The following is a 15998-nucleotide window of genomic DNA, read 5'->3' as shown; positions in this document are numbered from 1 at the left end:
CTTTTACTAAGTTGCCTTTGATAAGTCAGCAACTATTTGACTTGTATAGGTCTCATCTTCGATAAATTCAATATCTTGATCAAAATTATATTCAGCCGTATGTTTATGGGCAAATTTAACCTTGGTTTTAGCCCCCATTTTCATCCACTCATACTCTGAGTCGATGTGTCCAATGTCTAAGACCTGATGACCTTTCTGGCTTAGACGGTAAGCCAAAACCTTGGCTGTAGGCCCAAGCATACACAAAACAAGACGCCCATCTGCATGCTTTTCTATCTCTTGCTCAATCTCATCAACACGCGAATAGGCACTATGAGATGAACAAACGATTCGTTTAATCGATTTTGCTTCAGCAAATAAATCATTGCCGACGCCCGAACGCGAAGTAGCCCCTTCTACGATAAGTAGGTCACGATTTTTCCAAATACTTTTCAATTTATCAAATTGACCTTTGGCCTGACTCTTATCTTCGAAATCAATGTAGGGACGTGATACAAAGGTTGAACCATACCACGAATCCGTGCAGAGTTCACGATAGAAGTCCATATAATGATCCATATGTTCTTTCCAGAAGGGAATCGCCCATGATGTAAATTTAAAACGATCCGTAAAAGCATCAGGAAGGCAGACTACTAGGTCTTTCGTGCTTTCTAGACCTATAATCTCACGCATAGTAGACACGAGCTCTTCATCATAGAGTTGGTAGGGAATTGAATGCCCAGCAAGCATATTGATCTCGCCATCTCCAAAGCGGACTAAAGACGACTGGTTGTCAATGATATAATCCAGAGTTTCATCAATGCTCTTAACCTGAATAGGGTCTTCTTGTTTTGCTAGAGGTTCTCCATCAAGGAGTTTCTGTAGATCTCCTAACATCCGTTCAGGGTGCTCACTCGAATATAATCTTTGACCATGATAGCCATTTTGAGATTTATAAAAAGCAAAGACAGGCTTAGACAGTTGAGCTACATCTGCAACCATATATGAAGTCGAGGTTTCTAGGTTAATATCCAGATAAACATCCATCTGCTCTTTTAGCTCTTCGAGTTTTTCTTTTGAAATCGCAGGATGGAGGTGGATGTTTGGATAACGTTTAGATAGGTCATAGAGTTTTGGACCCATGCTAGTCCAGGCTGCTACATGAAAGGCTACATTTGGCAATTGTTCTGCTAAGTAGTCCAATTGTTCTAATTCTTGTGACGCTGTAAAGGTTAAACACGTTAATTCTGGCGCTTTATAAATTCTTGTAAAGCGTCCATTCTCCTTGAAATCTTTGATCGCCTCAACCATCAAAGCAGTTTTCCCTGTTTCGAATGAAACTTGGCCACAATTTCCATGTTGGGTGGATTGAAAAGCCAGCATAGGCTTCCCTTGTTTTTTCATGGAATCTAGCATGGTCTGATCCACATTGCCATGGTTAATATCAAGGTAGATTGAGACTATATTTTTAAGATTTTCTAATACTGGAGGAACAATTTGAGGATGTAGGCGGATATTATCATAACTTGCCAGTCTTTTTAGCTTTTCTCCCATATCGGTCCAGGCTGCGATATGGAAAATCACATCTGGTAAAGCTGTAAGCAGTTCTTCTATCCCTTCCAAATCTTGAGAATTTGTCAGTGTTAAACAAGAAAATTCTCTGGTTTGAGGGGAAACCAGCTCAAACTCGCCCATATGGTGCTGCAAAACTTGCGTCCATTCTAAATCATGAAACTCCCACCAGAGATCACGGTAGCGGTTAGCTACTAGTGTCGTCCAAGGTTTTCTATGAGATAAAAAATGTAAAACAACAGGTCTGTAGGATGATTCATCAAAAAAATTAGGCCAGTTACTAAAAAAAGCGACAGTATCATGTCCAACTTGCAAGTTGAATCGACGGTCCAATTCTAACCAGTTATTCTTAACAACCTGATTAAAAATAGTTTGATCACCATTGAAATTTTTAAAACGACCTTCTGCTACTATTTTTAGAGTATCAATTGATTGAGAAATTAATAACTCTTTAATATTCTCTTGTTTCCATTTGGCATTATTAATTAATAAAACTCCTGTATTAAAGGTAATTCCCTCTGTATCCCGAACAGCAGCCAGCCACTTATCTCCAAGATTATTAGTAAATAATCCCTCTAAAGAATCATTCACAATTAAATCCGAATCTAGATATAAAACCTTGTCTTCTGGAACATAGTCGGCGATAAAATAACGAGCATAGGCAATCGCACTGATATGATCATGCTTACTCCACTGCTGAAACACAGCTTGCTCAGGTAACTTCACATCGATGATATCACTTCCCAGCATTCGGGCTATTTTGCGAGGCTTCCGAAACCAGTCTGGCATGATATCTTGGTTTAAAATATAAATGTTAAGATCTCGATTGTGATATAAAATTGACTTGATAGTCGTTTCGAGCTGGGAAGTATAGGAACAATCTCCAGCTAGTACAATTGCTTTTTTCATATATTCTCCTAGTTAATTCCTAATTGATAGATGGCATCTACCAGTAATTTTTTTGTAAAGTATCCTTCTTTTATTAAATAACTGAAGGTCTTGATTCGCTCTGTCATGGCTTGATACTTTTCTAGTGTCATATTGTCGACTATTTCATGAACTTCTTGTAGGTTATTTGCGATAAATCCTAAACCTTGATCCACGATAAAGGAAGCAATCGATAAGCTAGGTGGCACAATAATTGGAAGACCAGCTGCTAAATAGCTACTTACTTTATGAGAGAGATTCAAACTATAGTAGTCTTGGCTTTCTCCTTGATTTTGGTAGGTTCCCCAGACTAAACCAAAACCACCTTTCGATAATTCCAAGAGCATTTCCTCATCTCGTTTCCATCCTTCAATGCTGAGATTCTTGGCTTGTTCATTAGCGACGCCCTGATTTGAAAAGACTCTAAGAGGCGTATCCTGGGACCAATTTTGCAGATCTGGAAATCTCTCCAAACTACCAGCAAAGAAGATTTCCTTTTTAAAGGCGGGTGTATAAAGAGATAAATCATGCGGATGATCCCACATCCCCTGAATGAGAATTTTCTTGGTCGTTAATCCTTCTTGAATTAAACGTTCCTTCATTCTTTCTGATGGAACTACCAGAACGTCTGATAAATTATACATCGAGATGTACTCTTTCATCAGATAGTAATTGCTCTCAAACATCAAAGGAGGTACATCGTGGATAAAGCAGACAATTTTGACACGTAAATCCTTTAATTTAGCAAGGAAGAGACGATCAAACTCAAAGCCATTCCAGGTCGGAGATTGAAAAACCAGAATATCCCCAAAAGAAATACTGGCCATGATACCATCCAAGCGTTTGTTCATTTCTGAGGGCGTATCTGCAGCTATGTTATAAAAGTAGATTCCCACTTCTCGGAAACCTAGTGTCATCGAAATTTTTTGAACGGCATTTTGAGCTAGAATAACGGTACTGTCTCCAGCCATACCATAAAGATTGGTTAAGTGTAGTTTCATAGTTTCTCTCTTTACGAATTCCAAGAAAAGAAGTTGCTCCTTCTTTTTATAATTTATGTCGTATTCTTCCAATATCTACATTTTTATACTATTCAATTCTCATCATCGATAGTTAAAGTTTGTTTAATTGTTATGCAAGATGAGAGCAAGAATATATACCTATTTGCAAAATAAAGATTTCAATACTCCAATTCCTTTTTAAGCACCTAAAATGGAGAACTATCTTATTTGCTAGCATATAGGGCAAATACAAAAATCATCATCACTGGTAAAATTCTACCATTAATAGTATACCATTTTTATACAATTTCATAAAGTCAGATAACCTTTGCATCATCCATTATAGAAAAAAACCTCCATGAGAAATCGAACTCATGGAGGTTTTCACATCTTACTAATCTATTACAACTAGTTCAGATAGGTTTTATTCTTCATCATCACGTTTTCGACGTTTAGCTACTAAACCTAGCCCTGTTAGACCTGCTACAACTCCAAGGAGAGCATTTGTAGCTGAAGCTGTTTCACCAGTATTTGGTAATTGCTTACGGGCCTTAGTGGTATCAGTTTGTGGAACTTGACTAGTTGAAGTCGAATGAATCATAGACGCGCTGGTTGACGCTGACTCTGAAGCGCTTGTGCTTGCTGAAGCTGAAGCACTGGTTGACGCTGACTCTGAGGCACTTGTGCTTGCTGAAGCACTGGTTGACGCTGACTCTGATGTAAGTATGCTTTCGATATTCAAACTTTCAATAGAATAAATCTCTGGCATTCCCTTACTTGTAACGATTGTGTCAGATGCTGATGTACTTGCTGAAGCTGACGCACTTGTTGAGGCTGACTCTGATGCTGATGTTGACGCTGATTCAGAGGCGCTTGTTGATGCTGATTCAGAAGCCGACGTTGACGCTGATTCAGATGCGCTTGTGCTTGCTGATTCTGAAGCCGATGTGCTTGCTGATTCTGAAGCTGACGTTGATGCAGACTCTGACGCACTTGTTGATGCTGACTCAGATGCGCTTGTGCTTGCTGACTCAGAGGCACTTGTTGATGCTGATTCTGAAGCTGATGTGCTTGCTGATTCAGACGCACTTGTTGATGCTGACTCTGATGCGCTTGTGCTTGCTGATTCAGAAGCTGATGTTGACGCTGACTCTGAGGCACTTGTTGATGCAGACTCAGAAGCTGATGTGCTTGCTGATTCTGATGCACTTGTGCTTGCTGATTCAGACACACTTGTTGATGCTGACTCTGAAGCGCTTGTGCTTGCTGATTCTGATGCACTTGTGCTTGCTGATTCAGACGCACTTGTTGATGCTGACTCAGAGGCACTTGTTGACGCTGATTCTGAAGCTGATGTTGATGCAGATTCAGATGCGCTTGTGCTTGCTGATTCTGATGCACTTGTTGATGCAGATTCAGAAGCCGATGTTGACGCTGACTCTGAGGCACTTGTTGATGCTGACTCTGATGCGCTTGTTGATGCTGACTCAGAAGCCGACGTTGACGCTGATTCAGAGGCGCTTGTGCTTGCTGAAGCTGACGCACTTGTTGAGGCTGATTCAGAGGCCGATGTGCTTGCTGACGCTGATGCACTTGTTGAGGCTGACTCTGATGCTGATGTGCTTGCTGACGCTGACGCACTTGTTGACGCTGATTCAGAGGCGCTTGTGCTTGCTGAGGCTGAAGCACTTGTTGACGCTGATTCAGATGCTGATGTGCTTGCTGAAGCTGAGGCACTTGTGCTTGCTGACGCTGACGCACTTGTTGACGCTGATTCAGACGCACTTGTGCTTGCTGAGGCTGAAGCTGATGTGCTTGCTGAGGCTGAAGCTGATGTTGATGCAGACTCAGAAGCCGATGTGCTTGCTGAAGCTGAGGCACTTGTGCTTGCTGAGGCTGAAGCTGATGTTGATGCTGACTCAGAAGCCGATGTGCTTGCTGACGCTGACGCACTTGTTGACGCTGATTCAGATGCTGATGTGCTTGCTGAAGCTGAGGCACTTGTGCTTGCTGAAGCTGAGGCACTTGTGCTTGCTGACGCTGACGCACTTGTTGACGCTGACTCTGATGCTGATGTGCTTGCTGAGGCTGATGCTGATGTTGATGCAGACTCAGAAGCCGATGTGCTTGCTGAAGCTGAGGCACTTGTTGATGCAGATTCAGAAGCTGATGTGCTTGCTGAGACTGACGCACTTGTTGACGCTGACTCAGATGCTGATGTGCTTGCTGATTGACTTGCACTTGTTGATGCTGATTCAGATGCTGATGTGCTTGCTGACTGGCTTGCACTTGTTGATGCTGACTCAGACGCGCTTGTGCTTGCTGATTGACTAGCACTTGTACTTGCTGACTCAGATGCTGATGTGCTTGCTGATTGACTAGCACTTGTTGATGCTGATTCAGATGCGCTTGTGCTTGCTGACTGGCTTGCACTTGTTGACGCTGACTCTGATGCCGATGTGCTTGCTGATTGGCTCGCACTTGTACTTGCTGATTCAGACGCGCTTGTGCTTGCTGATTGACTAGCACTTGTTGATGCTGATTCAGATGCTGATGTGCTTGCTGACTGGCTCGCACTTGTTGACGCTGATTCAGATGCTGATTGGCTTGCTGACTGGCTTGCACTTGTTGATGCTGATTCAGACGCGCTTGTGCTTGCTGATTGGCTCGCACTTGTACTTGCTGATTCAGACGCGCTTGTGCTTGCTGATTGACTTGCACTTGTTGATGCTGATTCAGACGCGCTTGTGCTTGCTGACTGGCTTGCACTTGTACTTGCTGATTCAGACGCTGATGTGCTTGCTGACTGGCTCGCACTTGTTGACGCTGATTCAGAGGCGCTTGTGCTTGCTGACGCTGACGCACTTGTTGATGCTGACTCAGACGCGCTTGTGCTTGCTGATTGGCTCGCACTTGTTGACGCTGATTCAGACGCGCTTGTACTTGCTGACTGGCTTGCACTTGTTGATGCTGATTCAGACGCGCTTGTACTTGCTGAGGCTGAAGCTGATGTTGATGCTGACTCAGAAGCCGATGTGCTTGCTGAAGCTGAGGCACTTGTTGACGCTGACTCAGATGCTGATGTGCTTGCTGAAGCAGACGCGCTTGTTGACGCTGATTCAGAGGCGCTTGTGCTTGCTGACGCTGAGGCACTTGTTGACGCTGACTCTGATGCGCTTGTTGATGCTGATTCTGATGCACTTGTGCTTGCTGAAGCTGAGGCACTTGTTGACGCTGATTCAGAGGCTGATGTGCTTGCTGAGGCTGATGCTGATGTTGATGCAGACTCAGAAGCCGATGTGCTTGCTGATTGGCTCGCACTTGTTGATGCTGATTCAGAAGCTGATGTGCTTGCTGAGACTGACGCACTTGTTGACGCTGACTCAGAAGCCGATGTGCTTGCTGACGCTGAAGCGCTTGTTGAGGCTGACTCAGATGCTGATGTGCTTGCTGAAGCTGAGGCACTTGTTGACGCTGACTCTGATGCGCTTGTTGATGCTGATTCTGATGCACTTGTGCTTGCTGAAGCTGAGGCACTTGTTGACGCTGATTCAGAGGCTGATGTGCTTGCTGACGCTGATGCTGATGTTGATGCAGACTCAGAAGCCGATGTGCTTGCTGAAGCTGAGGCACTTGTTGACGCTGACTCTGATGCGCTTGTTGATGCTGATTCTGATGCACTTGTGCTTGCTGAAGCTGAGGCACTTGTTGACGCTGATTCAGAGGCTGATGTGCTTGCTGACGCTGATGCTGATGTTGATGCAGACTCAGAAGCCGATGTGCTTGCTGAAGCTGAGGCACTTGTTGATGCAGATTCAGAAGCTGATGTGCTTGCTGAGACTGACGCACTTGTTGACGCTGACTCTGATGCCGATGTGCTTGCTGATTGGCTCGCACTTGTACTTGCTGATTCAGACGCGCTTGTGCTTGCTGATTGACTAGCACTTGTTGATGCTGATTCAGATGCTGATGTGCTTGCTGACTGGCTCGCACTTGTTGACGCTGATTCAGATGCTGATTGGCTTGCTGACTGGCTTGCACTTGTTGATGCTGATTCAGACGCGCTTGTGCTTGCTGATTGGCTCGCACTTGTACTTGCTGATTCAGACGCGCTTGTGCTTGCTGATTGACTTGCACTTGTTGATGCTGATTCAGACGCGCTTGTGCTTGCTGACTGGCTTGCACTTGTACTTGCTGATTCAGACGCTGATGTGCTTGCTGAAGCTGAGGCACTTGTTGAGGCTGACTCTGATGCTGATGTTGACGCAGACTCAGAAGCCGATGTTGACGCTGATTCAGAGGCGCTTGTGCTTGCTGACGCTGACGCACTTGTTGATGCTGACTCAGACGCGCTTGTGCTTGCTGACTGGCTCGCACTTGTTGACGCTGATTCAGACGCGCTTGTACTTGCTGACTGGCTTGCACTTGTTGATGCTGATTCAGACGCGCTTGTACTTGCTGAGGCTGAAGCTGATGTTGATGCTGACTCAGAAGCCGATGTGCTTGCTGAAGCTGAGGCACTTGTTGACGCTGACTCAGATGCTGATGTGCTTGCTGAAGCAGACGCGCTTGTTGACGCTGATTCAGAGGCGCTTGTGCTTGCTGACGCTGAGGCACTTGTTGACGCTGACTCTGATGCGCTTGTTGATGCTGATTCTGATGCACTTGTGCTTGCTGAAGCTGAGGCACTTGTTGACGCTGATTCAGAGGCTGATGTGCTTGCTGAGGCTGATGCTGATGTTGATGCAGACTCAGAAGCCGATGTGCTTGCTGATTGGCTCGCACTTGTTGATGCAGATTCAGAAGCTGATGTGCTTGCTGAGACTGACGCACTTGTTGACGCTGACTCAGAAGCCGATGTGCTTGCTGACGCTGAAGCGCTTGTTGAGGCTGACTCAGATGCTGATGTGCTTGCTGAAGCTGAGGCACTTGTTGACGCTGACTCTGATGCGCTTGTTGATGCTGATTCTGATGCACTTGTGCTTGCTGAAGCTGAGGCACTTGTTGACGCTGATTCAGAGGCTGATGTGCTTGCTGACGCTGAGGCTGATGTTGATGCAGACTCAGAAGCCGATGTGCTTGCTGAAGCTGAGGCACTTGTTGATGCAGATTCAGAAGCTGATGTGCTTGCTGAGACTGACGCACTTGTTGACGCTGACTCAGACGCTGATGTGCTTGCTGAAGCTGAGGCACTTGTTGACGCTGATTCAGAGGCTGATGTGCTTGCTGACGCTGACGCACTTGTTGATGCAGACTCAGAAGCCGATGTGCTTGCTGAAGCTGAGGCACTGGTTGACGCTGACTCAGAGGCTGATGTGCTTGCTGACGCTGACGCACTTGTTGATGCAGATTCAGAAGCTGATGTGCTTGCTGAGACTGACGCACTTGTTGAGGCTGACTCAGAGGCTGATGTGCTTGCTGACGCTGACGCACTTGTTGATGCAGATTCAGAAGCTGATGTGCTTGCTGAGACTGACGCACTTGTTGAGGCTGACTCAGACGCTGATGTGCTTGCTGAAGCTGAGGCACTTGTTGACGCTGACTCAGAGGCTGATGTGCTTGCTGACGCTGACGCACTTGTTGATGCAGATTCAGACGCACTTGTGCTTGCTGAGGCTGATGCTGATGCAGACTCAGAAGCCGATGTGCTTGCTGAAGCTGATGCACTTGTTGATGCTGACTCAGACGCGCTTGTGCTTGCTGATTGGCTCGCACTTGTTGACGCTGACTCTGATGCCGATGTGCTTGCTGATTGGCTCGCACTTGTTGATGCTGATTCAGACGCGCTTGTGCTTGCTGATTGGCTCGCACTTGTTGACGCTGACTCTGAAGCCGATGTGCTTGCTGACTGGCTTGCACTTGTTGACGCTGACTCAGAAGCCGATGTGCTTGCTGACTGGCTTGCACTGGTTGACGCTGATTCAGACGCGCTTGTGCTTGCTGACTGGCTTGCACTTGTTGATGCTGATTCAGACGCGCTTGTGCTTGCTGACTGGCTTGCACTGGTTGACGCTGATTCAGATGCGCTTGCTGACTGGCTCGCACTTGTTGACGCTGATTCAGATGCTGATGTGCTTGCTGACTGGCTTGCACTTGTTGATGCTGACTCAGACGCGCTTGTGCTTGCTGATTGGCTCGCACTGGTTGACGCTGATTCAGATGCTGATGTGCTTGCTGACTGGCTTGCACTTGTACTTGCTGACTCAGAGGCTGATGTGCTTGCTGACTGGCTCGCACTGGTTGACGCTGACTCTGATGCGCTTGTGCTTGCTGATTGGCTCGCACTTGTTGACGCTGATTCAGAGGCCGATGTGCTTGCTGACTGGCTTGCACTGGTTGACGCTGACTCAGAAGCCGATGTGCTTGCTGATTGGCTCGCACTTGTACTTGCTGATTCAGACGCGCTTGTGCTTGCTGATTGACTAGCACTTGTTGACGCTGACTCTGAAGCCGATGTGCTTGCTGATTGGCTCGCACTTGTTGATGCTGATTCAGATGCGCTTGTGCTTGCTGATTGGCTCGCACTGGTTGACGCTGACTCTGAAGCCGATGTGCTTGCTGACTGGCTTGCACTTGTTGACGCTGACTCAGAAGCCGATGTGCTTGCTGATTGGCTCGCACTTGTTGATGCTGATTCAGACGCGCTTGTGCTTGCTGACTGGCTTGCACTTGTTGATGCTGATTCAGACGCGCTTGTGCTTGCTGACTGGCTTGCACTTGTACTTGCTGATTCAGACGCGCTTGTGCTTGCTGACTGGCTTGCACTTGTACTTGCTGATTCAGACGCGCTTGTGCTTGCTGACTGGCTTGCACTGGTTGACGCTGATTCAGATGCGCTTGTGCTTGCTGACTGGCTCGCACTGGTTGACGCTGATTCAGATGCTGATGTGCTTGCTGACTGGCTTGCACTTGTTGATGCTGACTCAGACGCGCTTGTGCTTGCTGATTGGCTCGCACTGGTTGACGCTGATTCAGATGCTGATGTGCTTGCTGACTGGCTTGCACTTGTTGATGCTGACTCAGACGCTGATGTGCTTGCTGACTGGCTCGCACTGGTTGACGCTGACTCTGATGCGCTTGTGCTTGCTGATTGGCTCGCACTGGTTGACGCTGATTCAGAGGCCGATGTGCTTGCTGACTGGCTTGCACTGGTTGACGCTGATTCTGAAGCCGATGTGCTTGCTGATTGGCTCGCACTTGTTGACGCTGACTCAGACGCGCTTGTGCTTGCTGATTGACTAGCACTTGTTGATGCTGATTAAGACGCGCTTGTGCTTGCTGATTGACTAGCACTTGTACTTGCTGACTCAGAGGCCGATGTGCTTGCTGACTGGCTTGCACTTGTTGATGCTGATTCAGACGCGCTTGTGCTTGCTGATTGACTAGCACTGGTTGACGCTGACTCTGAAGCCGATGTGCTTGCTGACTGGCTTGCACTGGTTGACGCTGATTCAGATGCTGATGTGCTTGCTGATTGGCTCGCACTTGTTGACGCTGACTCTGAAGCCGATGTGCTTGCTGATTGGCTCGCACTGGTTGACGCTGACTCTGAAGCCGATGTGCTTGCTGACTGGCTTGCACTTGTTGATGCTGATTCTGAAGCCGATGTGCTTGCTGATTGGCTCGCACTTGTTGACGCTGACTCTGAAGCCGATGTGCTTGCTGATTGGCTCGCACTTGTTGACGCTGATTCAGAGGCCGATGTGCTTGCTGACTGGCTTGCACTGGTTGACGCTGATTCTGAAGCCGATGTGCTTGCTGATTGGCTCGCACTTGTACTTGCTGATTCAGACGCGCTTGTGCTTGCTGATTGACTAGCACTTGTTGACGCTGACTCTGAAGCCGATGTGCTTGCTGATTGGCTCGCACTGGTTGATGCTGATTCAGATGCTGATGTGCTTGCTGACTGGCTTGCACTGGTTGATGCTGATTCAGATGCGCTTGTGCTTGCTGATTGGCTCGCACTTGTTGATGCTGACTCAGACGCGCTTGTGCTTGCTGATTGGCTCGCACTTGTTGACGCTGATTCAGATGCGCTTGTGCTTGCTGATTGGCTTGCACTTGTTGACGCTGATTCAGACGCGCTTGTGCTTGCTGATTGGCTCGCACTTGTTGATGCTGATTCAGATGCGCTTGTGCTTGCTGATTGGCTTGCACTTGTTGACGCTGACTCTGAAGCCGATGTGCTTGCTGACTGGCTTGCACTTGTTGACGCTGACTCAGAAGCCGATGTACTTGCTGACTGGCTCGCACTTGTTGACGCTGATTCAGATGCGCTTGTGCTTGCTGATTGGCTCGCACTGGTTGACGCTGACTCTGATGCCGATGTGCTTGCTGATTGGCTCGCACTTGTACTTGCTGATTCAGACGCGCTTGTGCTTGCTGATTGGCTCGCACTTGTACTTGCTGATTCAGACGCGCTTGTGCTTGCTGACTGGCTTGCACTTGTTGATGCTGACTCAGACGCGCTTGTGCTTGCTGACTCTGAAGCCGATGTGCTTGCTGATTGGCTCGCACTTGTACTTGCTGACTCTGAAGCCGATGTGCTTGCTGATTGGCTCGCACTTGTTGACGCTGACTCTGATGCCGATGTGCTTGCTGATTGGCTCGCACTTGTTGACGCTGACTCTGAAGCCGATGTGCTTGCTGATTGGCTCGCACTTGTTGACGCTGACTCTGATGCCGATGTGCTTGCTGATTGGCTCGCACTTGTACTTGCTGATTCAGACGCGCTTGTGCTTGCTGATTGGCTCGCACTGGTTGATGCTGATTCAGATGCTGATGTGCTTGCTGACTGGCTTGCACTGGTTGATGCTGATTCAGACGCGCTTGTGCTTGCTGATTGACTAGCACTTGTACTTGCTGACTCAGAGGCCGATGTGCTTGCTGATTGGCTCGCACTTGTTGACGCTGATTCAGATGCGCTTGTGCTTGCTGACTGGCTTGCACTTGTTGATGCTGACTCAGACGCGCTTGTGCTTGCTGATTGGCTCGCACTTGTTGACGCTGACTCTGAAGCCGATGTGCTTGCTGACTGGCTTGCACTTGTTGACGCTGACTCTGAAGCTGATGTACTTGCTGAAGCCGACGCGCTTGTGCTTGCTGACTGGCTTGCACTTGTTGATGCTGATTCAGACGCGCTTGTGCTTGCTGATTGGCTCGCACTTGTTGACGCTGATTCAGATGCGCTTGTGCTTGCTGATTGGCTCGCACTTGTTGATGCTGATTCAGATGCTGATGTGCTTGCTGACTGGCTTGCACTTGTTGATGCTGATTCAGACGCGCTTGTGCTTGCTGATTGACTAGCACTTGTACTTGCTGACTCAGAGGCCGATGTGCTTGCTGATTGGCTCGCACTTGTTGACGCTGATTCAGATGCGCTTGCGCTTGCTGATTGACTAGCACTTGTACTTGCTGATTCAGACGCGCTTGTGCTTGCTGACTGGCTTGCACTTGTTGATGCTGACTCAGACGCGCTTGTGCTTGCTGATTGGCTCGCACTTGTTGACGCTGACTCTGAAGCCGATGTGCTTGCTGATTGGCTCGCACTTGTGCTTGCTGATTGGCTCGCACTTGTTGATGCTGATTCAGATGCTGATGTGCTTGCTGACTGGCTTGCACTTGTTGATGCTGACTCAGACGCGCTTGTGCTTGCTGACTGGCTTGCACTTGTTGATGCTGATTCAGATGCTGATGTGCTTGCTGACTGACTAGCACTGGTTGACGCTGATTCAGATGCTGATGTGCTTGCTGATTGGCTCGCACTTGTTGACGCTGATTCAGATGCTGATGTGCTTGCTGACTGGCTTGCACTTGTTGATGCTGATTCAGACGCGCTTGTGCTTGCTGATTGACTAGCACTTGTACTTGCTGACTCAGAGGCCGATGTGCTTGCTGACTGGCTTGCACTTGTTGATGCTGATTCAGACGCGCTTGTGCTTGCTGATTGACTAGCACTTGTACTTGCTGATTCAGATGCTGATGTGCTTGCTGATTGGCTTGCACTGGTTGACGCTGATTCAGATGCTGATGTGCTTGCTGATTGGCTCGCACTTGTTGACGCTGATTCAGATGCGCTTGTGCTTGCTGATTGGCTCGCACTGGTTGACGCTGACTCTGAAGCCGATGTGCTTGCTGACTGGCTTGCACTTGTTGACGCTGACTCTGAAGCCGATGTGCTTGCTGATTGGCTTGCACTTGTTGACGCTGATTCAGATGCCGATGTGCTTGCTGATTGACTAGCACTTGTTGACGCTGATTCAGATGCCGATGTGCTTGCTGATTGGCTTGCACTGGTACTTGCTGATTCAGATGCTGATGTGCTTGCTGATTGGCTCGCACTTGTTGACGCTGACTCTGAAGCCGATGTGCTTGCTGATTGGCTCGCACTTGTTGATGCTGACTCAGACGCGCTTGTGCTTGCTGATTGGCTCGCACTTGTTGACGCTGACTCTGAAGCCGATGTGCTTGCTGACTGGCTTGCACTTGTTGACGCTGACTCTGATGCCGATGTGCTTGCTGATTGGCTTGCACTTGTTGACGCTGATTCAGATGCCGATGTGCTTGCTGATTGACTAGCACTTGTTGACGCTGATTCAGATGCCGATGTGCTTGCTGATTGACTAGCACTTGTTGACGCTGATTCAGATGCTGATGTGCTTGCTGATTGGCTCGCACTTGTTGACGCTGATTCTGAAGCCGATGTGCTTGCTGATTGGCTCGCACTTGTTGACGCTGACTCTGATGCCGATGTGCTTGCTGATTGGCTCGCACTTGTTGACGCTGACTCTGATGCCGATGTGCTTGCTGACTGGCTTGCACTTGTTGATGCTGATTCAGATGCGCTTGTGCTTGCTGACTGGCTTGCACTTGTTGACGCTGACTCTGATGCCGATGTGCTTGCTGATTGGCTCGCGCTTGTGCTTGCTGACTGGCTTGCACTTGTTGACGCTGATTCAGACGCGCTTGTGCTTGCTGATTGACTAGCACTTGTGCTTGCTGATTGGCTCGCACTTGTTGACGCTGACTCTGATGCCGATGTGCTTGCTGACTGGCTTGCACTTGTTGATGCTGATTCAGATGCGCTTGTGCTTGCTGATTGACTAGCACTTGTTGACGCTGACTCTGAAGCCGATGTGCTTGCTGATTGGCTTGCACTTGTACTTGCTGACTCAGAGGCCGATGTGCTTGCTGATTGGCTCGCACTTGTTGACGCTGATTCAGATGCTGATGTGCTTGCTGACTGGCTTGCACTTGTTGACGCTGACTCAGAAGCCGATGTGCTTGCTGACTGGCTTGCACTTGTTGATGCTGATTCAGACGCGCTTGTGCTTGCTGATTGGCTCGCACTTGTACTTGCTGATTCAGACGCGCTTGTGCTTGCTGACTGGCTTGCACTTGTTGACGCTGATTCAGATGCTGATGTGCTTGCTGACTGGCTTGCACTTGTTGACGCTGATTCAGATGCTGATGTGCTGGCTGACTGGCTTGCACTTGTTGATGCTGACTCAGACGCGCTTGTGCTTGCTGACTGGCTTGCACTGGTTGACGCTGACTCTGAAGCCGATGTGCTTGCTGATTGGCTCGCACTGGTTGACGCTGATTCAGATGCCGATGTGCTTGCTGATTGGCTCGCACTTGTACTTGCTGATTCAGATGCCGATGTGCTTGCTGATTGGCTTGCACTTGTTGACGCTGATTCAGACGCGCTTGTGCTTGCTGATTGACTAGCACTTGTGCTTGCTGATTGGCTCGCGCTTGTGCTTGCTGATTGGCTCGCACTTGTTGATGCTGATTCAGACGCGCTTGTGCTTGCTGATTGGCTCGCACTTGTTGATGCTGACTCTGAAGCCGATGTGCTTGCTGATTGACTAGCACTTGTTGACGCTGATTCAGACGCGCTTGTGCTTGCTGACTGGCTTGCACTGGTTGACGCTGACTCTGAAGCCGATGTGCTTGCTGATTGGCTCGCACTGGTTGACGCTGATTCAGATGCCGATGTGCTTGCTGATTGGCTTGCACTTGTTGATGCTGACTCAGACGCGCTTGTGCTTGCTGATTGGCTCGCACTTGTTGACGCTGATTCAGATGCTGATGTGCTTGCTGACTGACTAGCACTGGTTGACGCTGATTCAGATGCTGATGTGCTTGCTGATTGGCTCGCACTGGTTGACGCTGATTCAGATGCTGATGTGCTTGCTGACTGGCTTGCACTGGTTGATGCTGATTCAGACGCGCTTGTGCTTGCTGATTGGCTTGCACTGGTTGACGCTGATTCAGATGCCGATGTGCTTGCTGATTGACTAGCACTTGTTGACGCTGATTCAGATGCCGATGTGCTTGCTGATTGGCTTGCACTTGTTGACGCTGATTCAGACGCGCTTGTGCTTGCTGATTGACTAGCACTTGTGCTTGCTGATTGGCTCGCGCTTGTGCTTGCTGATTGGCTCGCACTTGTTGATGCTGATTCAGATGCCGATGTGCTTGCTGATTGACTAGCACTTGTTGACGCTGATTCAG

General features: G+C 48.3%; 15 protein-coding genes and 1 pseudogene. 12 read left to right on the top strand and 4 right to left on the bottom strand.

What is annotated here, in order from left to right; all coding sequences use genetic code 11:
- Window positions 1-6: 6 nt before the first annotated feature.
- From AXE83_RS01575 to AXE83_RS11705, 3 genes are all read right to left on the bottom strand, one after another.
- The gene (locus AXE83_RS01575; protein WP_060955166.1) at window positions 7-2460 is read right to left on the bottom strand and encodes an SP_1767 family glycosyltransferase; all 2454 of its coding nucleotides are present in this window, start codon (window positions 2458-2460) and stop codon (window positions 7-9) included.
- Between the two features lie 8 nt (window positions 2461-2468).
- The gene (locus AXE83_RS01570; RefSeq protein WP_060955165.1) at window positions 2469-3479 is read right to left on the bottom strand and encodes a sugar transferase; all 1011 of its coding nucleotides are present in this window, start codon (window positions 3477-3479) and stop codon (window positions 2469-2471) included.
- Between the two features lie 424 nt (window positions 3480-3903).
- Entirely contained in the window at window positions 3904-4080 is a 177-nt protein-coding gene (locus tag AXE83_RS11705; RefSeq protein WP_060956352.1) for an LPXTG cell wall anchor domain-containing protein, read from the bottom strand.
- Between the two features lie 34 nt (window positions 4081-4114).
- Here AXE83_RS11705 and AXE83_RS11700 point away from each other — a divergent pair, with 34 nt between their 5' ends.
- Window positions 4115-4237: a hypothetical protein gene (locus tag AXE83_RS11700; protein WP_443031032.1), complete on the top strand. Its 123-nt coding sequence runs from the start codon at window positions 4115-4117 to the stop codon at window positions 4235-4237.
- 737 nt (window positions 4238-4974) lie between these two features.
- Here the strand turns inward: AXE83_RS11700 and AXE83_RS11580 are convergent.
- A pseudogene (locus tag AXE83_RS11580) lies at window positions 4975-10212 on the bottom strand (hypothetical protein); the annotation flags it as partial.
- Between the two features lie 682 nt (window positions 10213-10894).
- Between AXE83_RS11580 and AXE83_RS11575 the strand changes: the two are divergent.
- The 11 genes from AXE83_RS11575 (at window position 10895) to AXE83_RS11665 (ending at window position 15781) form a co-directional block, all read left to right on the top strand.
- Entirely contained in the window at window positions 10895-11293 is a 399-nt protein-coding gene (locus tag AXE83_RS11575) for an MSCRAMM family adhesin SdrC (protein WP_223299866.1), read from the top strand.
- 33 nt (window positions 11294-11326) lie between these two features.
- Complete coding sequence (locus AXE83_RS11570) at window positions 11327-12325, top strand: hypothetical protein (protein ID WP_190279318.1); 999 nt, start codon at window positions 11327-11329, stop codon at window positions 12323-12325.
- A gap of 33 nt (window positions 12326-12358) precedes the next feature.
- Complete coding sequence (locus AXE83_RS11565; protein WP_190279317.1) at window positions 12359-12781, top strand: hypothetical protein; 423 nt, start codon at window positions 12359-12361, stop codon at window positions 12779-12781.
- A 129-nt stretch (window positions 12782-12910) separates the two neighbouring features.
- The gene (locus tag AXE83_RS11560; protein ID WP_150114509.1) at window positions 12911-13189 is read left to right on the top strand and encodes a hypothetical protein; all 279 of its coding nucleotides are present in this window, start codon (window positions 12911-12913) and stop codon (window positions 13187-13189) included.
- Window positions 13190-13462: 273 nt separating this feature from the next.
- Window positions 13463-13717, top strand: a complete 255-nt coding sequence (locus tag AXE83_RS11695; RefSeq protein ID WP_150114508.1) for a hypothetical protein — start codon at window positions 13463-13465, stop codon at window positions 13715-13717.
- Window positions 13718-13750: 33 nt separating this feature from the next.
- Entirely contained in the window at window positions 13751-14053 is a 303-nt protein-coding gene (locus AXE83_RS11690) for a hypothetical protein (RefSeq protein WP_150114507.1), read from the top strand.
- Between the two features lie 81 nt (window positions 14054-14134).
- On the top strand, window positions 14135-14461 hold the full coding sequence (locus AXE83_RS11685) for a hypothetical protein (RefSeq protein ID WP_150114506.1): 327 nt from the start codon (window positions 14135-14137) through the stop codon (window positions 14459-14461).
- 153 nt (window positions 14462-14614) lie between these two features.
- Window positions 14615-15205, top strand: coding sequence for a hypothetical protein (locus AXE83_RS11680; RefSeq protein WP_443031031.1), 591 nt, complete (start codon window positions 14615-14617; stop codon window positions 15203-15205).
- A gap of 9 nt (window positions 15206-15214) precedes the next feature.
- Window positions 15215-15349, top strand: a complete 135-nt coding sequence (locus AXE83_RS11675) for a hypothetical protein (RefSeq protein ID WP_443031030.1) — start codon at window positions 15215-15217, stop codon at window positions 15347-15349.
- A gap of 33 nt (window positions 15350-15382) precedes the next feature.
- A complete protein-coding gene (locus tag AXE83_RS11670; protein ID WP_443031029.1) occupies window positions 15383-15589 on the top strand; it encodes a hypothetical protein in 207 nt (68 codons plus the stop codon).
- Between the two features lie 33 nt (window positions 15590-15622).
- Complete coding sequence (locus AXE83_RS11665) at window positions 15623-15781, top strand: aminotransferase class-IV (RefSeq protein ID WP_443031027.1); 159 nt, start codon at window positions 15623-15625, stop codon at window positions 15779-15781.
- Window positions 15782-15998: the final 217 nt, after the last annotated feature.

Source organism: Streptococcus sp. oral taxon 431, assembly GCF_001553685.1.
Taxonomy (GTDB): Bacteria; Bacillota; Bacilli; order Lactobacillales; family Streptococcaceae; genus Streptococcus.
This window is presented reverse-complemented; position numbering and strand designations above follow the sequence as displayed.

Coding starts and splice junctions, on each gene's coding strand:
- AXE83_RS11705 (WP_060956352.1), bottom strand. CDS start 4,080: ATGATTCATTCGACTTCAACTAGTCAAGTTCCACAAACTGATACCACT.
- AXE83_RS01575 (WP_060955166.1), bottom strand. CDS start 2,460: ATGAAAAAAGCAATTGTACTAGCTGGAGATTGTTCCTATACTTCCCAG.
- AXE83_RS01570 (WP_060955165.1), bottom strand. CDS start 3,479: ATGAAACTACACTTAACCAATCTTTATGGTATGGCTGGAGACAGTACC.